The sequence below is a fragment of the Neisseria sp. CP9 genome, from assembly GCF_047758525.1.
In the GTDB taxonomy this organism is placed as follows: domain Bacteria; phylum Pseudomonadota; class Gammaproteobacteria; order Burkholderiales; family Neisseriaceae; genus Neisseria.
Window position 1 is genome coordinate 2,622,947 of record NZ_CP180502.1, and the last position, 23,954, is coordinate 2,646,900.

21 protein-coding genes are annotated in these 23,954 nt (G+C 51.5%); 8 read left to right on the forward strand and 13 right to left on the reverse strand.

All coding sequences use genetic code 11. The features are described 5' to 3' along the window. Positions 1-25: 25 nt before the first annotated feature. Entirely contained in the window at positions 26-664 is a 639-nt protein-coding gene (locus ACMYUL_RS12675) for a DedA family protein (protein WP_070514261.1), read from the forward strand. A gap of 226 nt (positions 665-890) precedes the next feature. Here the strand turns inward: ACMYUL_RS12675 and ACMYUL_RS12680 are convergent, their stop codons facing one another. Then, entirely contained in the window at positions 891-1,310 is a 420-nt protein-coding gene (locus ACMYUL_RS12680; RefSeq protein WP_070514260.1) for a YidB family protein, read from the reverse strand. Positions 1,311-1,485: 175 nt separating this feature from the next. Beyond that, entirely contained in the window at positions 1,486-2,643 is a 1,158-nt protein-coding gene (locus tag ACMYUL_RS12685; protein WP_070514259.1) for a sugar transporter, read from the reverse strand. Between the two features lie 136 nt (positions 2,644-2,779). Between ACMYUL_RS12685 and ACMYUL_RS12690 the strand changes: the two genes are divergently transcribed. The 6 genes from ACMYUL_RS12690 to ACMYUL_RS12715 all read left to right on the forward strand — a co-directional run bounded on the left by ACMYUL_RS12690 (position 2,780) and on the right by ACMYUL_RS12715 (position 8,040). Then, positions 2,780-3,157, forward strand: a complete 378-nt coding sequence (locus ACMYUL_RS12690) for a hypothetical protein (protein WP_070514258.1) — start codon at positions 2,780-2,782, stop codon at positions 3,155-3,157. Between the two features lie 285 nt (positions 3,158-3,442). Further along, the gene (glyA, locus tag ACMYUL_RS12695; RefSeq protein WP_415770948.1) at positions 3,443-4,693 is read left to right on the forward strand and encodes a serine hydroxymethyltransferase; all 1,251 of its coding nucleotides are present in this window, start codon (positions 3,443-3,445) and stop codon (positions 4,691-4,693) included. A gap of 109 nt (positions 4,694-4,802) precedes the next feature. Continuing rightward, on the forward strand, positions 4,803-5,153 hold the full coding sequence (locus tag ACMYUL_RS12700) for a helix-turn-helix domain-containing protein (protein WP_415770950.1): 351 nt from the start codon (positions 4,803-4,805) through the stop codon (positions 5,151-5,153). Further along, positions 5,057-5,953: an IS3 family transposase gene (locus ACMYUL_RS12705; RefSeq protein WP_415770952.1), complete on the forward strand. Its 897-nt coding sequence runs from the start codon at positions 5,057-5,059 to the stop codon at positions 5,951-5,953. The genes ACMYUL_RS12700 and ACMYUL_RS12705 overlap by 97 nt, the downstream gene beginning before the upstream one ends. A 177-nt stretch (positions 5,954-6,130) precedes the next feature. Beyond that, on the forward strand, positions 6,131-7,345 hold the full coding sequence (locus ACMYUL_RS12710; RefSeq protein WP_070513525.1) for a pyridoxal phosphate-dependent aminotransferase: 1,215 nt from the start codon (positions 6,131-6,133) through the stop codon (positions 7,343-7,345). A 14-nt stretch (positions 7,346-7,359) separates the two neighbouring features. Continuing rightward, positions 7,360-8,040 (forward strand): SIR2 family NAD-dependent protein deacylase, encoded by a 681-nt coding sequence (locus ACMYUL_RS12715; RefSeq protein ID WP_070513527.1) that lies wholly within the window; start codon positions 7,360-7,362, stop codon positions 8,038-8,040. A 354-nt stretch (positions 8,041-8,394) separates the two neighbouring features. On the opposite strand, the gene dapC is transcribed toward ACMYUL_RS12715, so the two are convergent. The 5 genes from dapC to ACMYUL_RS12740 form a co-directional block, all read right to left on the reverse strand. Then, positions 8,395-9,582 (reverse strand): succinyldiaminopimelate transaminase, encoded by a 1,188-nt coding sequence (gene dapC / locus ACMYUL_RS12720; RefSeq protein ID WP_415770955.1) that lies wholly within the window; start codon positions 9,580-9,582, stop codon positions 8,395-8,397. 282 nt (positions 9,583-9,864) lie between these two features. Then, a complete protein-coding gene (locus tag ACMYUL_RS12725; RefSeq protein WP_003778674.1) occupies positions 9,865-11,034 on the reverse strand; it encodes an NAD(P)H-dependent flavin oxidoreductase in 1,170 nt (389 codons plus the stop codon). A 621-nt stretch (positions 11,035-11,655) separates the two neighbouring features. After that, a complete protein-coding gene (locus ACMYUL_RS12730) occupies positions 11,656-12,021 on the reverse strand; it encodes a hypothetical protein (RefSeq protein WP_070513532.1) in 366 nt (121 codons plus the stop codon). Positions 12,022-12,453: 432 nt separating this feature from the next. Then, entirely contained in the window at positions 12,454-13,764 is a 1,311-nt protein-coding gene (locus tag ACMYUL_RS12735; RefSeq protein ID WP_415770957.1) for a DUF2130 domain-containing protein, read from the reverse strand. 235 nt (positions 13,765-13,999) lie between these two features. Further along, entirely contained in the window at positions 14,000-15,769 is a 1,770-nt protein-coding gene (locus tag ACMYUL_RS12740) for an ABC transporter ATP-binding protein/permease (RefSeq protein ID WP_415770959.1), read from the reverse strand. A 250-nt stretch (positions 15,770-16,019) separates the two neighbouring features. Here ACMYUL_RS12740 and ACMYUL_RS12745 point away from each other — a divergent pair, with 250 nt between their 5' ends. Beyond that, complete coding sequence (locus ACMYUL_RS12745; protein ID WP_342031625.1) at positions 16,020-18,242, forward strand: TonB-dependent receptor; 2,223 nt, start codon at positions 16,020-16,022, stop codon at positions 18,240-18,242. 222 nt (positions 18,243-18,464) lie between these two features. Here ACMYUL_RS12745 and ACMYUL_RS12750 read toward each other — a convergent pair whose 3' ends face one another. The 6 genes from ACMYUL_RS12750 to ACMYUL_RS12775 form a co-directional block, all read right to left on the reverse strand. Beyond that, positions 18,465-19,877, reverse strand: coding sequence for a tetratricopeptide repeat protein (locus tag ACMYUL_RS12750; RefSeq protein WP_415770961.1), 1,413 nt, complete (start codon positions 19,875-19,877; stop codon positions 18,465-18,467). Between the two features lie 180 nt (positions 19,878-20,057). Continuing rightward, positions 20,058-21,059: a porphobilinogen synthase gene (hemB, locus tag ACMYUL_RS12755; protein WP_342031623.1), complete on the reverse strand. Its 1,002-nt coding sequence runs from the start codon at positions 21,057-21,059 to the stop codon at positions 20,058-20,060. A gap of 151 nt (positions 21,060-21,210) precedes the next feature. Further along, on the reverse strand, positions 21,211-21,939 hold the full coding sequence (locus tag ACMYUL_RS12760; protein WP_070513551.1) for a hypothetical protein: 729 nt from the start codon (positions 21,937-21,939) through the stop codon (positions 21,211-21,213). Positions 21,940-22,134: 195 nt separating this feature from the next. Then, complete coding sequence (locus ACMYUL_RS12765) at positions 22,135-22,974, reverse strand: NAD-dependent epimerase/dehydratase family protein (protein ID WP_342031622.1); 840 nt, start codon at positions 22,972-22,974, stop codon at positions 22,135-22,137. 40 nt (positions 22,975-23,014) lie between these two features. Next, on the reverse strand, positions 23,015-23,497 hold the full coding sequence (locus ACMYUL_RS12770; RefSeq protein WP_070513557.1) for a DUF2269 family protein: 483 nt from the start codon (positions 23,495-23,497) through the stop codon (positions 23,015-23,017). Continuing rightward, positions 23,494-23,883, reverse strand: coding sequence for a DoxX-like family protein (locus ACMYUL_RS12775; protein ID WP_342031621.1), 390 nt, complete (start codon positions 23,881-23,883; stop codon positions 23,494-23,496). Before ACMYUL_RS12775 ends, ACMYUL_RS12770 begins: the two co-directional genes overlap by 4 nt. Positions 23,884-23,954 lie beyond the last annotated feature (71 nt).

The following is a 23,954-nucleotide window of genomic DNA, read 5'->3' on the forward strand; positions in this document are numbered from 1 at the left end:
GTCTTTTTTATTTCAGGAAGATTTCGTGATTTCGACCCTTATTGATTTTATCCTCCACATCGACCAGCATTTGGTCGAGATTTCCGCGCAATACGGCGTATGGATTTACGCGGTGTTGTTTTTGATTATTTTCTGCGAAACCGGTTTGGTGGTTACGCCGTTTCTGCCGGGAGATTCGCTACTGTTTGCAGCGGGCGGGATTGCCGCGGTCGGTAGCATGAATATTCATGTCATGGTTGCGCTGCTTTTGGCCGCCGCGATTTTGGGCGATGCCGCCAACTTCATGATCGGCAAGTTTTTCGGGCGCAAACTCTTTGCCAACCCCGATTCCAAAATCTTCCGCCAGTCGTATTTGGAGAAAACCCACGCGTTCTACCAAAAACACGGCGGTAAAACCATCATCATCGCCCGCTTCGTCCCGATTGTGCGGACATTCGCCCCGTTTGTCGCGGGTATGGGCAGCATGCACTACGGCACTTTCATCCGCTACAACATCATCGGCGCGGTATTGTGGGTCTTGTCGTTTTCCTATGCCGGCTATTTCTTCGCTAATATTCCGGTTGTCAAAAACAATCTGGCTTTAGTGATGGTGGCGATTATCGTGATTTCCATCCTGCCGGGCGTGGTCGAAGTCATCCGCGCGAAAAGGGCGGCGAAGAAATAAAAATTGTTTGAACCATAAGAAAAGGTCGTCTGAAAACGTTTTTCAGACGACCTTTTTGTATAGTGGATTAACTTTAAACCAGTACGGCGTTGCCTCGCCTTAGCTCAAAGAGAACGATTCTCTAAGGTGCTGAAGCACCAAGTGAATCGGTTCCGTACTATCTGTACTGTCTGCGACTTCGTCGCTTGTCCTGATTTTTGTTAATCCACTATATCTTTCGTGCTGCTTATTTGGTGAAGTTCTTCAATATCGCCGAAGCAATATCGTCCAAACCGAATCCGTCCGCATCCTGCGCAGAACCGTTCGGCGTGGCTTTATCCACCAGATTGGGCAGAATCTGCGCCAACATATCGCCGGCTTGCTGGCTGTCGAGACCGAACTTTTGCGCCACTTGGCTGATGGCATCGCTGCCCAAAGCATTTTGCAAATCGTTGCCGGATACAGGCAGATTGCTTTGTTGGTTGGAAACCCAGCTGTTCAATACGTCGCCCAGCCCGCCTTGTTGCAATTGATTAATCAGATTGCCCACACCGCCTTGTTGTTGTACCAAATTCATCGCCATTTCGGTCAACGAGTTTTGTCCGTTTTCGTCTTTGCCGCCCAAAGCTTGCGCTGCCACGTTCAACAAACTGTCCATTAATGCCATAAAGCCTCCTTGTGTGATGTGTGAGTGTGAAGTGTAAAGAACTTAGAGTGTAACAAAATTTCGGCGAATGTATGCCAATTTAACCCAATTAAACAACGAACTGACGGGCTGCAACAAAAGTAAAGGTCGTCTGAAACGCTGCTATCGATTTCAGACGACCTTTTTTACAACATTCTTATTGTTGCATGCCGACCAACATCCGACACACGACCAATCCTGCCGCTGCTAAGATTGCGGCGGCAAAGCCGATGTTGGAAATGCCTGCCCACACGGTAACGTAATGTCCCAAAAGCGCGCCGCCGCCGATGCCGACGTTGTAGAGGCCGGAGTAAATCGAGTTGGCTACATCCGTCGCATCCGAGGCAAAGTCCAATACTTTGGATACCATGCCGAGGCTCAAGACGACGATGGCGATACCCCAGACAAACACCAGCGCGTAAACGGCTATCGGGTAAGCGGCAAGGGGCAGCAGGCAGAGCGTCGAAACCAGAATGACGGATACCGAAGTCAGCAGGAATGCGCGCTGGTGTTTGGCAAACCATTTGCCGAACAAATACGACGCGGCAAATCCCGCCAGTCCGTACAGGCTCAAGACGATGGTCACTTGTTCGGGCGCGAAGCCGCCGGCTTGCAGGACGAAGGGTTCGATATAGCTGTATGCCGTAAAGTGGGCGGTAATCAGGAGGACGGTCAGCGCGTAGAGCAGCATGAGGTTTTTGCGCTTGAGCAATCCGGGCAGGCTTTTGAGCGAACCTGTGTTTACGCTGGGCAGCAGCGGCAGGTTTTTCGCCAATATGCCCATGACCGCCGCCGCGCAAAGTCCGATAAGTAAAAAGCTGAATTGCCAGCTTGAGTGTTGCCCGATAACGCGCCCCAGCGGGATGCCCGCCACCATCGCCATAACCGTCCCCGTACTGAGCAGCCCCAAAGCCTGATTGCCTTTGCCTTGCGGCGCAACGCGCACTGCCAGCGAGGCGGTAATCGACCAAAACACGGCGTGCGTCAGGGCGATGCCGATGCGGCTGACGAGCAGGATTTCGAAACTTCGGGCGAAATAGGAAACGATGTGGCTAATGGTAAAAAACGCGAAGAGGACGAGCAGCAGCTTTCGGCGTTCGATATTTTTCGTTGCCAGCATCAGCGGCAACGACAGCAGCGCGACGATCCACGCATACACGGTAATCATGATACCGACTTCGGTCGGCGACATATTGAAGGTCGCGCCGATGTCGCTCAATAGGGCAATCGGGATATATTCGGTGGTGTTGAAAATGAATGCGCCGACTGCCAGAGCGATGACGCTTAGCCATTGTTTGTTTGTGTTTGCTGACATTGAGGTTTCCCTTTTTATATTTGTCTTCAAAATTTTATCGAATTTGTAATTATACTACTTTCAGACGACCTTCCTACTGCGCCGACACAAAATTCCGCCCCTAGACGCTCCCGCATCATCGGCATACAATCTTTGCATGAACACCAAACGCCCCAAGCTATCCCGTTTTGCCCATATTTACGGCATGAACGGGCAATTCGTCCTGTTAGAACAGCATTCCGAGTGGATGCCGGTCAACGATGCCGACTACGACAATGCGCCCGCATTGCCGGAGGGATTTGTGTTTTCAGACGAAGCGTTCTATACGACTGACGGCAGCGTGCCGCCGCTCGTCCTGCCCGACAACATCAAAATCTTCAACGAAGAAGCGCGCAAACTCGAACGCCGCAGGCTCGATGCGCTGGCTTTGGAAGAGTTGGGCAAAAACCTTGCCGCCGCCCAAGCGGAGACCGACCTCGAAGCCCTGCTCGAAAAAATCGACTTTCATTTAAAACAGGACAATCTGTTCAAATAAAACTTTTCAGACGACCCTCCAAGCAGCAAAGGGGTCGTCTGAAAGATATAGTGGATTAACTTTAAATCAGTACGGCGTTGCCTCGCCTTAGCTCAAAGAGAACGATTCTCTAAGGTGCTGAAGCACCAAGTGAATCGGTTCCGTACTATCTGTACTGTCTGCGGCTTCGTCGCCTTGTCCTGATTTAGTTAATCCACTACAAAATCGTTGACAATCCGACCCGATTTGGTACATTGTTCAACGCTTATCAATCCCCGTTTCCCAACCGACAAAGGAGTCGAGAAGATGTTTTCAAAAAGCGTCAACCTAGCCCAATATGATCCGGAGCTGGCAGCCGCCATTGCCCAAGAAGACCAACGCCAGCAAGACCACGTCGAACTGATTGCTTCCGAAAACTACGTCAGTTGCGCCGTGATGGAGGCACAAGGTTCGCAATTGACCAACAAATACGCCGAAGGCTACCCCGGCAAACGCTACTACGGCGGTTGCGAATACGTCGATATCGTCGAACAGTTGGCAATCGACCGCGTCAAAGAACTCTTCGGTGCTGAATACGCCAACGTCCAACCCCATTCCGGCTCCCAAGCCAATCAAGCCGTGTACGCCTCCGTCCTCAAACCCGGCGACACCATCCTCGGCATGAGCCTCGCCCACGGCGGACACCTGACCCACGGCGCCAGCGTCAACATTTCCGGCAAACTCTACAATGCCATTACCTACGGCTTGGATAAAAACGAAGTCCTCGATTACGCCGAAGTCGAACGCCTCGCGCTCGAACACAAACCCAAAATGATCGTTGCCGGCGCATCTGCCTACGCCCTGCAAATCGACTGGGCGAAATTCCGTGAAATCGCCGACAAAGTCGGTGCCTACCTTTTCGTCGATATGGCGCACTACGCAGGCCTGATTGCCGGCGGCGAGTATCCCAACCCCGTCCCATTCTGCGACTTCGTGACCACCACCACCCACAAAACCCTGCGCGGTCCGCGCGGCGGCGTGATTTTGTGCCGCGACAACACGCATGAAAAAGCGTTGAACTCTTCCATCTTCCCAAGCCTGCAAGGCGGCCCGCTGATGCACGTCATCGCCGCCAAAGCCGTTGCCTTCAAAGAAGCCTTGCAACCCGAATTCAAAGAATACGCCAAACAGGTGAAAATCAACGCCGCAGCCATGGCGGAAGAATTGGTCAAACGCGGCTTGCGCATCGTTTCGGGTCGTACCGAAAGCCACGTTTTCCTCGTTGACCTGCAACCGATGAAAATCACCGGCAAAGCCGCCGAAGCCGCATTGGGCAAAGCAAACATCACCGTCAACAAAAACGCCATTCCGAACGACCCGGAAAAACCGTTCGTTACCTCCGGCATCCGCATCGGCTCCGCCGCCATGACCACGCGCGGCTTCAACGAAGCCGACGCCCGTGTCCTCGCCAACCTCGTTGCCGACGTTTTGGCAAATCCTGAAGACGAAGCAAATCTGGCAAACGTCCGCAAGCAAATCACCGCGCTTTGCGACAAATACCCCGTTTACGGCGCGTAACCGGCTTGCCCGTTTAAGCATCTTGTAACACGGAAAGGTCGTCTGAAAACCTGAACTGCACCCCAAAAGTTGGACACATCCCCTCCAACTCACAAGGTGCAGTTTTTTTATGAGCAAATATACATTACACTTCAAATACCAAGCCGTACTCTACTACCTGCATATACGCAGCCAACAGCGTACCGCAGACCACTACGGCATCTCCCGAACCCACCTGCGACGATGGATACGCGCCTATCAGGAAGGCGGCATCGGCGCACTCGAACATCCCCAATCCAAAACCATGACCGACCACCGCAAAACCCCCTTCATCGCCGACAAACCCGACCACGAAAAAACACAGGCAGAGCTTATCGAAGAGTTGTGCTATATGCGCGCAAAGGTTGCCTACCTAAAGGAGTTAAAAGCCCTCAGCAAAAAGCGGACCGAAAAGAACAAAGCCAAACCGTCCAAGCACTGAGGGCGCAACACCCGCTCAAATACCTGCTGCATATCGCAAACCTGCCCAAAAGCAGCTTTTACTACCACCACCAAGACCGACCCGACCCCGACGCAGCCGACAAAGCCCTCCTCGTCGAAACCTACCGGCGGCATAAAGGACGCTACGGGCAAAGGCGCATTGCCGCAGCATTGGATTGGAACCGCAAAAAAGTGGCGTGGCTGATGAAACAGATGGAGCTGAAAGCCCTCATACGCGCGAAAAAAGCCTACCGCCATCCCGCCATGGGCGAAATATCGGAACACCTCCTCAAACGTCGGTTCACAGCCAAAAAACCCAACGAAAAATGGCTGACAGACGTGACCGAACTCAAAGGAAAGGACGGCAAACTGTACCTATCGCCGATCTTGGACTTGTTCAACCGCGAGATCGTCGCCTACGCCATGAGCCGCAGAGCCGACAGTGAAATGGTGAAGGAAATGCTCGAAAAAGCTGCCCCCCGTCTGACCGGCGAAGGAACGATGCTTCATTCTGACCAAGGCGTGCTGTACCGTACGGCGGGGTATAGGGAATTGCTTGCCCAACATTCCATGGTTCAAAGCATGTCGCGAAAGGCGAATTGTTGGGACAATGCACCGATGGAAAGCTTCTTTGCGGTGTTGAAGACAGAGTGTTTCTATAACGCAGGTGAATTGACGGTGGACGAATTGATGAAACAGATAGATGACTATATGGATTACTACAACCGGGAGCGTTGCAGTTTGAAATTGAAAAAGCTGAGTCCTGTCGCATACAGAACCCAGCTTACACAGAGCGCCTGAATAGGTTTTTATGAGTGTCCAAGATTTGGGGGCCAGTTCAGTTTTCAGACGACCTTATTTGTTTTTGACACTTGATTCTTGAAGCGGCGGGCAAAAATCCCGCATTTGCCCCTTTCTTTCCGCCTGCAAACGGAGTACATTTACCCCCATTGTTAACAATTTTACGGAACACACATCATGGAGAAATTTCCCAAATCGTCCAAGCTGGACCATGTTTGCTACGACATCCGCGGCCCCGTACACAAAAAAGCCCTGCAACTCGAAGAAGAAGGCCATAAAATCCTCAAGCTCAATATCGGCAATCCGGCGCCATTCGGCTTTGAAGCGCCCGATGAAATCTTGGTGGACGTGATCCGCAACCTGCCTACCGCGCAAGGCTATTGCGATTCCAAAGGGCTGTATTCCGCCCGCAAGGCTATCGTTCATTACTATCAAACCAAAGGTCTGCGCGATATTTCGGTCAACGACGTTTATATCGGCAACGGCGTGTCCGAGCTGATTACCATGTCCATGCAGGCGCTTTTGAACGACGGCGACGAAATTCTGATTCCCGCACCCGATTATCCACTATGGACGGCTGCCGCCACTTTGGCGGGCGGTACGGTGCGCCATTATTTGTGTGACGAAGAAAACGACTGGTTTCCCAACCTTGCCGACATGGAAGCCAAAATCACGCCCAAAACCAAAGCCATCGTCGTCATCAACCCCAACAACCCCACCGGCGCGGTATACAGCAAAGAAATCCTGCTTGAAATCGCCGAGTTGGCGCGCAAACACGGTCTGATTATCTTCGCCGACGAAATTTACGACAAAATCCTCTACGACGGCGCGGTACACCACCACATCGCCGCGCTCGCGCCCGACCTGCTGACCATCACCTTCAACGGTCTCTCCAAAGCCTACCGCGTTGCCGGATTCCGCCAAGGCTGGATGGTGCTCAACGGCCCGAAAGAACATGCCAAAGGCTATATAGAAGGTCTCGATATGCTTGCCTCCATGCGCCTGTGTGCCAACACGCCGATGCAACACGCCATCCAAACCGCTTTGGGCGGCTATCAAAGCATCAACGAATTTATCCTGCCCGGCGGCCGCCTGTTGGAGCAACGCAATAAGGCGTGGGAACTTGTCAACCAAATTCCCGGCATATCCTGCGTCAAGCCGATGGGGGCGCTTTATATGTTCCCCAAAATCGATACCGAAATGTACGGCATTCATGACGACATGAAATTTATCTACGACCTGCTCGTACGCGAAAAAGTTTTGTTCGTCCAAGGAACAGGGTTCAACTGGATACGCCCTGACCACTTCCGCATCGTTACCCTGCCGTACACCCACCAAATCGAAGAAGCCATGGGCAAACTTGAGCGCTTCTTGCAGACTTACCGGCAATAAGGCAGGGCAACGGTATGAAAAAATGCGTTGTCCTGACCGGCGCGGGGATTAGCGCCGACAGCGGGTTGCTGACTTTCCGCGACGCGGGCGGTTTGTGGGAAGGGCATAAGGTGACGGATGTCTGTACGCCCGAAGCCTTGGCGCGTAATCCCAAGCTTGTAATTGATTTTTACAACCAGCGCAGGCTTCAGGCAAACGCCGCCGAGCCGAACGCCGCGCATCTGGCGTTGGTCAAGCTGGCGCAATATTACGATGTGCACATCATCACGCAGAATGTGGACGCGCTGCACGAGAAGGCGGGCAGCAGCAAAGTATTGCACCTGCACGGCGAGCTGAACAAACTGCGCAGCACTGTCGATGAAGACGAAATCATCGAATTTACCGGCGAGCAGACTGACGACGTGCGCGACAGCCAAGGCAATCCGATGCGCCCGCATATCGTGTTTTTCGGCGAACAAGTACCGATGTTTGATGCGGCGGTCGAGGAAATGCGCGATGCGGATGTGGTCATGATTGTCGGCACGTCGATGCAGGTTTATCCGGCGGCTTCGCTGATTCATTACGCACCGCCCGATGCGGAACGCTATTTGGTCGATCCGAACCCGCAAGGCGTGGGCGCGGATGTCGAAGTGATTCCGAAACGCGCGGCGGAAGGCGTGCCGGCATTGGTCGAACATTTGATTAGTCAGGCTTGAGACGGTTTGAAAATGTCGAAACGTCGTTTGAAAACGGGCAATCCTTGTTTTCAGACGACGTTTTGTTTTGAAATTTTTATTTTGTATCAAGACGGATGATGCGGGAGTTGTCGAGAGCGGACTTCGTGCTGTATTTGGGCAATTTGGCAGGGCGTTGGGCAGAACGTCTGGTTTTATAGTGGATTAACTTTAAACCAGTACGGCGTTGCCTCTCCTTGCTGTACTATTTGTACTGTCTGCGGCTTCGTCGCCTTGTCCTGATTTTTGTTAATCCACTATACAAAATCTGCCACATTCCTACATGATAAAAAGGTCGTCTGAAAACCATGTTTCAGGTTTGAACTGCACCCTTGTTCAGTGATATAGAGAAACGATGGTTTCGGCGGCTTTGACGCAGCTGTCGACATCGGCGACCAAGGCGATGCGGACGTAGCCTTCACCGGGGTTGCCCCATTTGGTATCGCGGGCAAGGAAGCGGCCGGGGAGGACTTGGATGGCGGCTTTTTGCCAGAGGTTTTTGGCAAAAGCCAAATCGTCGCCATCGGGGACTTTCAGCCAGATGTAGAATGATGCGTCGGGCAGTTTGACATCGAATGCCTGCTGCAAAATGGGGATGACGCGGTCGAATTTTTCTTGATACAGGCGGCGGTTGGCGATGACGTGTTCTTCGTCGTTCCATGCGGCGATGCTGGCGCGTTGGACGGGAATGCTCATCGCGCTGCCGTGGTAGGTGCGGTAGACCAGGAAGTTTTTAAGCAATTCGGCATCGCCTGCGACAAAGCCGGAGCGCAGTCCGGGGACGTTGGAGCGTTTGGAGAGGCTGGTGAACATGACGATATTGCGGTTGCTGCGCCCTAATTGTGCTGCTGCCTGTAAGCCGCCTATGGGTTTTTTTCCGTCGAAATAGATTTCGGAATAGCATTCGTCGGAAGCGATGATGAAATCATATTTGTCTTGCAGATCAAAGATTTCTTGCCAGTCTTCTAGTTGCAGGACGCTGCCGCTGGGGTTGTTAGGCGAGCAGACGAACATGACTTTGGTGCGTTGCCATACGTCTTCGGCGATGCTTTTCCAATCGGGCTTGAAGGATGGGGCGGGACAGTTGGCGAAACGGATTTCGCCTCCGCCGAGAATGGCTGCACCTTCGTAGATTTGGTAGAACGGGTTGGGACTGAGGACGACGGGTTTGAGGTCGTCTGAAACGGGATTTAAGACAGCTTGAACGAAGGAAAACAAGGCTTCGCGGCTGCCGAGCACGGGCAGGACTTCGGTGTCGGGATTGACGGTCAACCCGTCGTAACGGCGCTGCAGCCAGTCGGTGCAGGCTTGGCGCAGTTCGGGCAGGCCTGCGGTCAGAGGGTATTTTTCCAGTTCGTGCAGCGAGGCGGTCAGCGCATTGGTGATGACTTTGGGGGTAGGGTGTTTCGGCTCGCCGATGTGCAGGTGGACGGGGGCGACGCCTTCGGGAGGATTAATGCCCTGCATGGCTTCGCGCAGGCGGGCGAATGGATAGGGTTGGAGTTGGTCGAGTAGTGGGTTCATGGGTGTTCCAAATGTCTATCGAGACGGTCATCTTAGCATTTTTTATGCGGATTTTGTTGACAATGTGTGCAGGAAAAGGGAGGCAGCGTTGGGAAAAGGTCGTCTGAAAATCGGTTTCAGACGACCTTTTTTGAGCATCACGCGATTTGCAGGCAGGATATAGTGGATTAACTTTAAACCACCAGTACGGCGTTGCCTCGCCTTGTCCTGATTTAAATTTAACCCACTAAAAAAGGGCACATTGAAATATGCCCTTTTTTAGCGTTCATCTGCGGGTATGAATTATTTGGCTGCTGCGGGAAGAGCGCCGTTAAGCAGATATTGGATGGTTTCTTGCACCGTGCGGATGGCGTTGCCAAATGGCAGCGGGTCTTTACCGCGGAAAAACAGACCTTTATCGACTTCGCCACGGAAGGCGGCGGAGAGTTGGATGTCGATGCAGAATTGTCCGGCTTTTGCCAAACCGTCACGCAGTCCGCAGCTGGTCAGACAGTTCAAGCCTTGCGTACAGCGGCGCGGGTCGGCTTTGGCATTGGCTTGAAGCTTGGATTCGCGTTTGATGTAGCTGTCTAGGAATTTGGTGCGCACCCCGCGTGCGGGCAGTCCGGCGACGGACATAAATTCGACAACATGCTCGGTTTCCGCGCCTGCCAGCGTTTTTTTGAAGTTGATGTGGGCATCGCCTTCTTCGGTAACCGCAAACGCCGTGCCGATTTGGACGGCGGACGCACCCCAGTTTTTCAGGGCCGTTTTGACTTTTTCAAAGTTTGCCATGCCGCCAGCAAGGATGAGTGGGATTTTTTCGCTTTCAAGGCCTAAGTTCTTGAATACTTCAAAAGTTTCTTCGATGACGCGTTTGAATTCAAACTTGGCATCGTTCACACCTGCCACGCTCGCTGCACCCAAGTGTCCGGCAGCGTGTGCGGGATGTTCGATAACGATGGCGTCGGGCAAAACACCTTTTTTCATCCAGCGTTTCAATACGATGCCGATACCGCGCGATTCGGACAAAATTGGGAACAGAGCGACATCTTTGTGATAACCCTCAGTCATTTCAGGCAAATCCAGCGGCAACCCCGCACCCATCACAATCGCGTCCGCACCCGATTCGCAGGCTTGGCGGACGTAGGCGGCGTGGTCTTTGACGGCTTTCATGACGTTGACGGCAATCATGCCTTTGCCGTTTGCGTCGGCTTTGGCTTTTTGGATTTCGCGGTCAAGCGCGGTACAGTTGAGTCGGGTGTATTTTTCTTCGCTCGGGTTGATTTTGGATTCGGCGAGCAGGTCGTCATGCAAGTGGCGCAAATCAACGCTGGCAATTGTGCCGACACCGTTTTCGCGGGCGACCGCGCTGGAGAGTTTCGATGCGGAAACGCCCACGCCCATCCCGCCTTGGACGACGGGAATCAATGATTTGCCTCGGATGTGCAATGGGTCGAAGTTGTTTTGCATGTATGGGTTCCTTGATGGTTGCGGGAGCGGGCTGATATTGGCAGACCGGCTTTGCTGGATGTTTGAAAATTTATTTTTAATCAATGGATAAGGTTTGTTTTTTTACTGAACCTGATGATATCAGGCTGCTTATATCTCAAGTTTTAGTAATTATACTCTAAATGTGGACAAAAATTAGAGTATCAATACAGTTTTTGCAAATTAAATTTGAAAAGTATTGTTAACTAAGAAATATTTTTTCGGGTTAGGTCGTCTGAAAGATTGATTTATTGAAGGTTGGTTTGGGATGAAGGCTGACTGCTTTGCCTATTTCTATTCCACTTAAACTGTAAAAAGATGCATTCCAAATCATCTTAATGGGTGAAATAATGAGGATAACTGGTTTATTGCGATGAGATGTTGGGGATATAAGAAGACACCGTGTTGTTTACACAACGGGTTGAGAAAAATAATTCTGTAAGACCTCAAAAGGCGTATTACCTTTCAAGTTCTTATGTGTCCTTGACTGCTGCCCGTATACCGTTGAATGCGCCTGCTCGGATAAAGACACGGACTATCGGGGCAAGCAGTTTCAGATGCCCGCACTTTGTCAGGTTTCGGCTTGACCGTTTGCCGACATGTTTATCTTGTCAAATTCTGTTTTTCAGTTTGTATTTCAGTTAGTAAGCCAGTAATAGGCATTCCATTTTTTTGAGCAAGCAGAGCCCATTTTTCTGCTTCATATAATTTGTTTTTATCTTTACTGTCTTGGTAATGATCAAAGAATATATAGGCAAGATCATGTTGTGCTTGAGTATTGCCCGACTCAGCGGCCCGAACTAACCAAAATATAAATTTATCTTGGTTAAACTCATAAAAAGCAAAATAATGAGCTAATTTTGATGCTGCTTGACCATTGCCGGAAGAGGCATCGATTTTTAACTTTTCCAGCTCGGCTTTAGAAATATACACGCTGTCATTTAATGACATATTGGCATCAGATTGCATACGTCTCTCCTTGCCGTAGGAGTGGTTGCAAGATAACAAAAATATACCTAGCAAAATGATTTTAAGGGTCATATGGCTTGAATGTAACTTGTTTCCCTTCATTTCTTGCTCCTCCTGATGTAGAACCGTGCTTGCACCGAGTATCTGGATAGTCTTTTATTTGTCTAAGATTTGTGGTGGTTCATTTTTCAGACGACCTTTTTGTATAGTGGATTAAATTTAAATCAGGACAAGGCGACGAAGCCGCAGACAGTACAGATAGTACGGCAAGGCGAGGTAACGCCGTACTGGTTTAAAGTTAATCCACTATAGATGTGGATAAATGAGTTTGTTCACGGACTGATAGAAAACGAGACACCTGTTCTCCGTTACTCCTGCTTGCGCGGGCGTAACGGTCAGCTGGTATTTCTATTTGCATTCTCGAAGCAAATCTCAATCCTCTTTTTTCTCCAACGCGGCAAAGGCGGCCCTCATGGTCGGGTTTTTGCGTACTAATTTTTTGACGGTCAAATCGGTTGCTTTGTTGTTGGCGATGCGCAGGTTGTTTTCTGAAGAGAGCAGGGCTTCTTTGGTTTTTTGCAGGTGGCTGATGGTTTTGTCGATTTCGTCGATGGCGGTTTGGAACTTGCGGCTGGCGAGTTCGTAATTGCGGGCGAAGTCGGTTTTGAACTTGTCCAAGTCTTCTTCAAAATGCGTGATGTCGATGTTTTGCGCGCGCATTTGTGCCAATTCTTGTTTGTATTTCAATGAATTGAGCGCAGCGTTGCGCAGCAGGGAGACGATGGGGATGAAGAATTGCGGGCGCACGACGTACATTTTCGGGTAGGCGTAGGACACATCGACGATGCCGTTGTTGTAGAGGTCGCTGTCGGCTTCCAAGAGTGAGACGAGGACGGCGTATTCGCAGTTTTTCTCTCTGCGGTCTTTGTCCAACTCTTTGAAAAATTGTTCGTTTTTCTTTTTGGTGGCGGTTTCGTCGTTTTCGTTTTTCATCTCGAACATGATGGAGATGATTTCGTTGCCTTCTTCGTCGGTTTCGCGGTAGATGTAGTCGCCTTTGCTGCCGGTTTTGGCATCGTTGTCCTTGCCGAAGACGGCTTGGGGAAAGGCGGTGGTGCGGATGCGGTTGAATTCGGTTTCGCAGTGCTGCTCGAGGCTTTCGCCTATCATTTTGGTGGACTGTCTGGCTTTGAAGTCTTTGTAGAAGGCGATGGTTTCGTCTTTTTGTTTGAGTTCGGCTTCGTATTTTTCGCGCAGGCTTTGTTTTTCCAACTGGTTTTCTTTGGATTGCAGCATGAACTGCGTGTTCAGATTGCCCAATTCGCGCTCTTTTTCGGCAACGGCTTTGGTGATTTCCAGCTCTTTTTCCATGTTTTTCGCCGTTTCCAGCGATTTTGCCTGCGCTTTCAGTTCTGCAATCAATTTATCTTGTTCGGCGATTTGCGCTTTCAGACGACCTTCGATTTCGGCGGCGGCGAGTTTGCTGTCTTTTTCGTAGGCGTTGATTTGGTTGGATAGGGCGGCGATTTCGTGGTTTTTGTCGGCTAGGATTTTGTCGAACTGATTTTGCGCCTGCGCTTGGGCAAGCTGCATATCGCTTTGAAACTGCATCTGCGCCTGTTGCAGGCGCTCGTGGATTTCGGTTTGAAATTCTTGGGTGCGGACTTGGTTCAGGATGTCGGCGTAACTGGCTTCGTTGACGGTAAACGCGGTGTGGCAGTGCGGGCATTTGATTTCGTGCATGGCGGGTTTCCCTTGTATTTGAAGCGTGTCATTTTAGCAGAAAGGTCGTCTGAAAAAGTTTTAGCGAAACTCGCTGCGCTCGTTTTGGCGAAACCCTTACGGGTTTTCAGACGACCCTGTTGCTTTATAGTGGATTAAATTTAAATCAGGACAAGGCGACGAAGCCGCAGACAGTACAGATAGTACGGCAAGGCGAGGCAACGCCGTACTGGTTTAAAGTAAATCCACTATAAATTCAATCGCAAGCTACGTTGCCGACATCAAGACTGAAATCGTGAAACTCGTTGAGCGTGCTGCGGTGGCCGATGCTGATGATGATGCTCTGCGGCAGTTTGTGCTTCAAGGCGCGGTAGAGCAGGGCTTCAGTCGGTTCGTCCAAGGCGGCGGTGGCTTCGTCGAGCAGGATGACTTTGGGCTGCGAGAGCAGGGCGCGGACGAAGGCGACGCGTTGCAGTTCGCCGGGGGAGAGCTTGTGTTGCCAGTCGTCGGTTTTGTCCAATTTATCAATCAGATAACCTAAGCGGCAGGTATTCATGGCGTCGGCTAGTTCGGGATGCTGTTTGTCGATGTCGGGGTAACAAATCGCGTCGCGCAGGCTGCCTTGTGCCGTGTACGGGCGTTGCGGCAGGAAGAGGATGTCTTGATGCGGCGGACGGCTGACTTTGCCGCTGCTGCCGAACGGCCAAAGCCCTGCCAGCGCGCGCAGCAGCGAGGTTTTGCCGCAACCGCTCGGGCCGCGTATCAGCAGGGAATCGCCGCTTTTGAGGTTGACGTTGATGCCGCTCAACAGGATTTCGCCGTTGTGGCGGAACAGGGCGACGTTTTCCAGTGAGAGGTCGTCTGAAACTTCGGTAATGTCGGGTTGTTGTGCGCTGTGTTGTTCTTCCGTACTCAGCAAGAATCCGTACAGACGCTCCAGTCGGGCGCGGTAGGCGGTGAATTTGTTGTAGAACATCCGAAAGAAGGAGAGGGCGTTTTGCAGTCGGGCGAAGGCTTGGACGGTCTGCTGGATGTCGCCGATTTTGATTTGTCCGGCAAACAGGCGCGGGGCTTGCAAAATAATGGGGAAGAGCTTGATTCCGTTGGTAAACATATCGTTAAAGCCGCTCAAGCAGACGCTTTGGCGGGCGATGCGCCAACGGTTGCGGATGATGGCTTTGAAGCGGTCGGCAAGCTGGTCGTGTTCGTGTTGTTCGCCGCTGTAAAACGCCACGCTTTCGGCGTGGTCGCGCACGCGGATGAGGGAATAACGATAGTCGCCGTTGAGTTTTTCGTTTTCATAGTTGTAACGAATCAACGGGTTGCCTATCCACATGGCGATAAAGGTCGCCAAAATCACAAACATATAGACAAACCAAACGATGCCGTGCGGAATGTCGAAGCCGAACACGGTCAGGATGCCCGCCAAGCCCCACAAAACAACGGCAAATTCCAGCGAGGTAACGACCGAATTGACCATGCCGCGCACAAATTCTATGGTCGAGGCGATGAAATCCTGCGCGTCCTGCTGGATACGCTGGTCGATGTTGTCCGGTGTATGGCGGCGCATTTGCAGGCGGTAGTAGTTTTTGTCGGCAAGCCAGCGCGTTGTCAGCACTTCATTGAGCCGCTCCGACCATTTAATCGCCAAGCCTTGATCGAGAAAGTCGTTGACGACGTTGTTAAACGCCCTCACCAGCACCACGCCCGCGTTCATCGCTGCAAACATCCAAAACGCGGAGGCGTTTAAATCCTGCATCGAGTCGTAAAGCCCTTTGGACATGAAGGTACTCAATACATTCAGCCGCACTTCGGTCAGCAGCAGCGCAATCATCGCCGTAATCAGCAGCAAGACTTTGACCGCGCTTTTCGGCGTCAGACACAGCCGCAGGATATAGGCGAACTCGCGCCCGAAGCGCGTTTCGCGTGCCAAAAACAGAATCACCGCCGAGGCGGAGGCGACCATCAACAAGGTCTGTAACAGCCAAGACGGCGTGGAATAAAGCTCGGTTTGCCATTTTTGCATGTGCATTGTCTCTTGAGGCAGGCAGCGGGCAGGGGTCGTCTGAAACCCTGATTCTCCGCTTAATAAAATAATTTACAATTACTATGGATAAAGTTTTGATTGATGTTGTATTTTTGTTTTTACAAATAGTTATCATCACTTTTTATAGAAAAGCAGAATGTTATCAAATATAATTCCGCAGCAAAATTACTTTGTGATTTTTAACGCTTATTGCAATAAAAATAACCCACCTCAGAGACAGAAGGAATCTATGAACAGCAAATTAGCCCTGATGCCGCTTTTGATTATGAGCGCGTTTTCTTATGCCGCCGATGAAGCGACACCCGAAGCCCCTATGCAACAGCAGTTGCAGGAAGTCCATGTCCGCGCCGACGCCAAACGCGTCAAAGCCGCACGTTCCTACTCCATCGCCAGCGACGGCGACTTGCGCGACCGCGTGAACTTGGGCGTATTGGGCAAAGCCAACGCCTTTACCGCGCCGATTACCGTCGTCAACTACGACGAACAAGCCCTCAACAACACCGAAGCGCGTACTTTGGTGGATGCCGTAGCGAAAAAAGACGCTTCCGTTTGGCAGTTCGGCGGCGAAAGCAACACATTGACCGGCCTGTATTTCCGCGGTTATCAGCTTGATGCGCGCCAATTCAGCGTCAACGGTTTGGCGGGCATGTACGGCACGCAAGGCACAGCCAGCGTGCAAGTCGGCTCCGCGCAATTGATTAAAGGCGCGTCCACCGCCGTAAACGGCATGGACCCTGAAGGAGCGGTATCCGGTTCCGTCAATATCGAAACCAAAAAAGCCGCCGATGAAGGCAACCGCAAAATCGGCTTGGGCTGGTTCAGCAACAACCGCGCCCAAGGCACATTCGACTTGGGTCAACGTTTCGGCGAAAACAAAGAATTCGGCGTGCGTGCCAACGGCAAACTGCGCCACGGCGACACCCCGCGCCACGGTTACAGCGAAGACAATAAAGAATTTGCCTTAAATGCCGACTACCGCGGCGAAACACTGCGCGTGGCGTTCGACTCCATCTACGCCAAACGCAAAACCAACGGCGGCCGTGCACGTATGCAGGACATTCAAAACGCCAACGGACGCTTGTTTGCCGCACCTGAAGGCAAAGTGAATTTGGCGCCGAGCTGGCAGGCTCAAAACACGCGCGGTCAAACGAATATGCTGACCTTCGAATGGGATGCGTTTGAAAATGCCCAAATTACAGGCGGTATCGGCTACAACAATGCACGCTATTACGGTAGTTTCGCCTCTCCTACCGTTACGAGCAGCGGTTTGACCTACAATTCGGGTCGCGCGCGTTTGACCGACCAGCGTTTCAAAACGCTCAGTATGAATCTGACTGCACGCGGCGAATTTGAAACCGGTCCGGTAAGTCACAACTGGAGTACCGCATTTGACCGCATCGACCGTAAACGCACTACTTATCAAGGAGCACGTCAAACAAGAAGCAGCGTTATCGATCCGAGCCTTGATATTCCAACCCAATTGGCAAAATTGGATTCCAACTTAGGAACGGCTTGGAGTGCAAAGCCTTCAGTGGATACCGTGATCAAAGTGAACAGTTTGGCGGTATCTGACACGCTTGGTTTTGCCGACAACAAATACCGACTCACTTTGGGCGGGCGTTTCCAAGCCGTCGAGCAGAAAAACAAATTAAACGGCCGCAAAGCGGATGCGAACCGTTTCAGCCCGATGTTGATGGCAGCATGGGTTCCGCAGCCCGATTTGGTGGTTTACGGAAACTATATGGAAGATTTGGAGCCGTCCGACATCCGTACTGATGACGACGGTCATGTAACGATGGCAGATCCGCGCGTCAGCCGCCAATTTGAAGTCGGCGTACGCAAAAACTGGGGCGACTTTGTCACCACTTTAAACGCGTTCCAAATCAAACGCCCGGGCTACTGGCGCGGCAACACGACTTCAGGAACTGATTTCGCAGCGCGCAAAAATGCAGGCTTGGCTTATAGCGGTTCGGAGCAAGGCATAGAACGCAGCCGCGGTATCGAGTTCAATACCTATGCCAACTTGTTGAACAAAACCCTGCGTCCGACTTTCGGTCTGATGTATCTGCAATCAACCGTAAAAGATTATCCGAATTTCGCCGACAATTTGGTTAACGGCGTACAAGTCGCCAACCCGCGCGTGATTGCCAAAGCAGGCGTGGAATGGGATACACCGTTTGCCAAAGGCTTGACCTTGAACGGCAACGTTTCGTACTTCGGCAAGTCTTACCAAGATACGCAAAAACAATACGCCTTCCCATCCTATACCTTGGTTGACGTAGGCGCACGCTACAAAACCAAGCTGGGCAAAAACACCTTGACCGTCAGCAGCTCGGTAGAAAACCTGTTCAACAAAAACTACTGGCAGGTACAGCGCGGGCAATACGACCGCAGCTTCGCCGTCGTCGGCATGCCGCGTACTTACTGGCTGAAAGCGGAATTGGATTTCTAATATCCGAACAGACCAACCGGCAAAGACAAAGGTCGTCTGAAAATCCCCAATCAGGGTTTTCAGACGACCTTTTCTATTGTTTTCCAATATTTTTTGAAATGGGCAAGTGATATGACTTATCGTAGAACGATACCCCATTAATCACAACGCGGAGGCAATGGTTTGTATGGATATCACAAGTGTTGGCGGCTTCTTTGGAAAAATGTTGCCGAGCGTAGGATGTTATGGGAGTTGCTGTTTCCAATGCGCCAGCAGTTGCTTGAGGATTTCAGACTGCTCGTGACCATCATTGATGGCAGTTTCAAGCCAACGGCAGGCTAAGGCTGTGTTGCGGCGGACGCCTGTTCCGTGGAAATAGAGGCAGGCGAGGTTGTATTGCGCCATCGTGTCTTTTTGCTGTGCCGCCTGCGCGAACCATTTGGCGGCTTCGGTATAGTCGGTCTCCGTTCCATGACCGTTGTAGTACATCATGCCGAGATTGGTTTGCGCTTTGCTGTGCCCCAAATCTGCGGCCTGTTGATAGAGCGTTAACGCTTCGGTATGGTCGGGCGAGCGGTTCAGACCGTAATGGGCGGCAAAAGCCAACTGATAGAATTGCTCTGCCTGTTGGCGTTTCAACGCGTGTTCTTTGGCTTGGGGGTAGTTTTGCTTATTGTTCAGGGCAATGTCGGCGAGCAGTTTTTGGTGTGCGGCAAGATTGCCCAAATCAGCAGCAAGCTGATAGTAATGGCGCGCTTTGGAGGGTTCGGGAAGGATGCCCAGTCCGTAGCGATAGATATCGCCGAGCAACCGCAGCGCTTCGGGATGGTTGCGGCGGGCGGCTGCTTTGGCGTAGCGGCGTGCTTTATCCGTGTCTTTCGGAACATCTTTGCCCAACAGATGAATTTCTGCGAGCTTGGCGTAAGCATCGCTGCTGTTTTGTCTGGCGGCGGTTTCCAGCCAACGGATGGCTTTGTCGGGATGGGTCGGAAGCAGGATTTCCGCAAGGGCGACCTGTGCAGGCGCAATGTTGTCGCTTGCCGCGATGTAGAGGTGTTGGGCGGCTTGTTCAAGGTCAGGTGCTACGCCTTGTCCGAGCTTGTATTGCAACCCAAGCTGCCAATTCGCCGGCGTAAATCCTTGTTTGGCGGCGAGTTGGTAGAGCTGGTGTGATTGGGGATAGTCGGGTGGCGAAGTATATTGGCAATGCTGCCCCAAAAAATATAAGGCTTGAGGGTTTTGCTGGCGGGCGGCAAGTACGGCCCAATCGACGGCTTCTTCGTGCTGACCTGCGTCATGATAAGCGCGCATCAGTTTAAGCTGCGCTTCGATAATGCCTGCTTCTGCCAATTCTCGATAGGAGGGGAGCAGGGTATTGAGCGGCATACCTTGTGCTTCTTGGATTTGCAGGAGGTTGTAGCTGGCGTAGGGATGACCGTCACGCGCTGCTTGTTGCATCAGGCGTATGCCGGCTTCACGGTTGGCAGGTATGCCTTGCCCTTGTAACAGGCAGCCTGCAAGATGGAATTCTGCTTCCGTATGACCTTCGTTTGCTGCTTTTTGCAACAGTGGAACTGCGGCGGCAAAATCGGGCGGAATTTGGGTCATGAATGAGTGAGCTTCCCGAAATAGTGTATCTGCGGTTGTTGTATTCATTTTATTGTATATATTTTGAATTTTATAAAACGGACGCTGTAAGTGTTTGTTTGAAAGTCGCGGTATTTTACCAGAAATTACCTGATTATTCATTCCGTTGTAATAAATTTTGTCGGGCAAATGCCTTAATATGAATGCCGCCGGGCATTCTGTGCAAACCGGCGGCATTTTGTTGTCGTTTTATTTTTTCAACATCCTTGCTGCTTCGACGGCGTAATAGGTCAGGATGCCGTCGGCGCCGGCGCGTTTGAAGGCGAGCAGGCTTTCGAGTATGACTTTTTCGCCGTCCAGCCAGCCGTTTTGAATGGCGGCTTGAAGCATGGCGTATTCGCCGGAAACCTGGTAGGCGTAGGTCGGTACGCCGAACTCGTCTTTGACGCGGCGGACAACGTCAAGATAGGGCAGGCCTGGTTTGACCATCACCATATCCGCGCCTTCCTGAATGTCGAGGGCGACTTCATGCAAGGCTTCGTCGGTATTGGCAGGATCCATTTGGTAGGTTTTCTTGTCGGCTTTGCCTAAGTTGCCGGAACTGCCGACCGCATCGCGGAACGGGCCGTAAAATGCGGAAGCGTATTTGGCGGAATACGCCATGATGCGGGTGTGGATGTGTCCCGCGTCTTCTAGGGCTTCGCGGATGGCGAGGATGCGGCCGTCCATCATGTCGGACGGGGCGACGACTTGTGCACCAGCGTCGGCATGGCACAAGGCTTGTTTCACCAAAACTTCTATGGTTTCGTCATTGAGGACGTAGCCGTTTGCATCGGTCAGCCCGTCTTGCCCGTGGATGGTGTAGGGGTCGAGTGCGACGTCGGTCATGATGCCCAGTTCGGGGAATTTTTCGCGCAGGGTGCGTACGACGGTAGGAACGAGTCCTTCGGGGTTGTAGGCTTCTTCTGCCAATTCGGTTTTATTTTGGGTAACAACGGGGAAGAGTGCCAACATGGGTATGCCGAGCTTGAGGGCTTCTTCGGCGGTGAACAATAATTTGTCCAGACTTTGCCGTTTCACGCCGGGCATGGAAGGGACGGCTTCTTCTTGGTTGCTGCCTTCGAGTACGAAGACGGGGTAAATCAAATCGTCTGCGGTCAGGGTATGCTCGCGCATCAGGCGGCGGGAGAAGTCGTCTTTGCGCATTCGGCGCATACGGGTGGCGGAAACGTAACGCGGTGGGAAGTTCATAATCGTCCTTTGTCCTTCTGGAAACAGCTAAATCGGCAGGAGAAATGTTTTCAGACGACCTCTTTGCAAGCAGGGGTCGTCTGAAAATGGGTTTGCGACAGTTTACGCCGTTTTGGGGGATTACTCAAAATTTGCTCAGAGTGCCGAAAAATCAGTCTTTTACTTTTCTGATGGCTTTGACCGTTTTGGAAATCGAGTCGATTTTGTCGGGTTTGGGCATATTGCGCTCTTCTTCACGCAAGCCTTGGGCATCCAGCGGCTCGATATTTTTCATGGCTTCGCGGTAGGCGGCAGGGCTGAGTTTTTCTTGGGTGATGCGCCATACTTTGCGTCCGCCGGTGCGCGTTTCCGATGCGGTCCACAAGCCGATTTTGTGGTAATAGAGCAAAACACTTTCGGCAAGGGTTTTCATGTCGGTATTGGGTCTGCCGCTGCCGATGCTGCGGCCGATACGGTTGTTGCGTTGGTCAACTGCCTGATCCGCGAGATAACGGCTGAAATAGTTGATTTTCCCTTCGCGGATTTTGATGTCGGCAAGGTAGGCATTACCTGCTTCTTCGGCGATTACGTTGTCGAATTGGGAGGTAATGGCAGCTTGCCACAATGTTTGGCGCACTGCATTGACCTGCGTGCCTTTGCCATCTCCGTTGGCTGTGTCGTCTAAGCCGCTGCGGTAGGCAAAACGCGTGGCATTGCTGCTGATATTGAATGAGCCTGTGTCTTCCATACCGATGGCTTGCGCCGCTACGGGGTGATTGAGGGCGAATTGGGTGATTTTGCTGCGCCGGGTTTGATCTTCTTCAAAGGTTGTCTGACAGCCGGAGAGCAAGACGGAAGCAAGTAGGATGTATTTAATATGTGTTTTAAGTTTCTGAGCCATAATATGAGTCGTGATAAAAATATTATTTTATTGATAATATACTGATTATATAACATATAATTACATATTGTAGCAAAATATTCTTCAGGCGGGCGCTTTATTGTATCAGCGGTCTCTTGCGTTAGGGCAAAAGGTCGTCTGAAACCGGCTTATGACGAGGCGGTTTCAGACGACCTTTTCGTGTGTATTTCTGATTCAACTTTGATGGGAAAAGTTTTCTGCGGCTAATGGTTCTCTCCCCAGTAAAGCTGCAAAATCAGAATAATCGGCGCACGAACCTTGCTCGAGTAGGGCAAAACTGTTGCGGCTGATGATGCCGTTGCTGAGGATGTTTACCAACGGCAGCGCAGGGTCAAGCAGGCGTAGGGGAATAGGCAGGATATGTTGCGGCGGTTTGTGGTGCAGGGTTTGGCGGAGGGTGGTCAGGTATTCCGCCAAAGTCAGTGTTTGGCTGCCGGTCATATTGATGATGCTATGGTCGGTGCCGGTTTGGACGGCAAGTTTTGCCAAACCTTCGGCAACATCGGCTAGATGGACGGGCTGCAAATGAAAGCGGCCGCCTTCCGGCAGGGGAAGTAAAGGGAGGCGGGCTAATTTGATGAACAGTTCGCAGCTGGTTCCCCCTCGCCCGTAAACGACGGATGGTCTGGCTATGGCAATCGGGATGCCGCTTTGGACGACGGCATCATCCCCACGTCCTTTACTGCCGACAAAGTTGATGGATTGAGATGGGTCGGCACCCAGTGCGGATAGTTGCACCCAGCGTGTTACGCCTGCTGCTTTTGCCCATGCAGCGAGCTGTCTGGGTGTGTGGTGGTGTACGGTTTCGAGTATTTCGGCATGACGGCTCATGATGCCTATGCAGTTGATGAGGACGTCTTGCCCCTCTAATAAACGGCGTGCGGCGGTTTCGTCGGGATGAAGAAAATCGAAGGCGCGGCGGTCGGGCGTACAAACTTGGTGACCTTGTTCTTTGAGGATTTGAGCGGTACGGCTGCCGATGAAGCCGCTGCCTCCGAAAATGATGATGTTCATGGTTTTTCTTTATGGTGTTGCTGAGGTCGTCTGAAAATCTTTAAATCGGTTTCATCACCATCAGGAAGTAAATCACGATAGTGGCGCAAAAGGCGGGATAGCCCAGTAATTCCCAGCGTCTGGCGTAACGCCAATAGGGTTCCGGAATGGTGTCTGCGTTTTCTTTATGCGCTTTTTCGGCAATCTTTGCCATGCGGATTTGCAGCCAGACAACGGGCAGCCAGCAAATACCCGAAAGAACGTATAAGCCAAGCGTCATCCATATCCAATCTTGTTCTAACATCGTCGACACGGTATAGCCGCGTTCGTACAGCATCCATAAGCCGGACAAAGGTTGGAAAATGACGGCAGGGGTTGTAAACCACCAGTCTGCTTTGATGACCCAATGCGATACGACCGACTGCGCGGCAACCGAACCGCTGCGGTTTGCCCAAAAGAGGTAAAACGCCGTACCAAAGCCGGTGCCGACCATTAAGGTAGCCGAGATGATGTGCAGGGTTTTAACGATTAAATAAGTGTTCATTTTTTATCTCCTACGGATTGATACAGGAAAAATAAAGTAGCCATAATCGGCAGGTTTTTTACCAAAGGCGCAAACGGATGCGCCCACATTTCGGGTAGTCTGAAGGCAATGATCAGGCTGTATGCCGCGACGGTTATCAATTGCAGCAGCCATATTGCTGAACGGGAGCGAAAGCGGCTGAAGCATAAATAGGCAAAACCGATGTCCAGTAGCGAAGCGGCGATCAATGTCGGCCATTGCAACGGATTGGGGAGACCGACCGAATGCAGCAAATCCAATGACATTTCAGGCATGAAAAACAGAGGTTGGGTACCGCTCCATAGCCATAGCAGCCCCATCGAGTAAGGCAGGTAGGCAGGGGGAGAGTGCGTAGCATTGTCAGACATATTGCTTTCCTAATTTCATTTCAGGTTGTTTATATAATTAGTCTGTAATTTCTAAAATTTCTGTCAAAAGA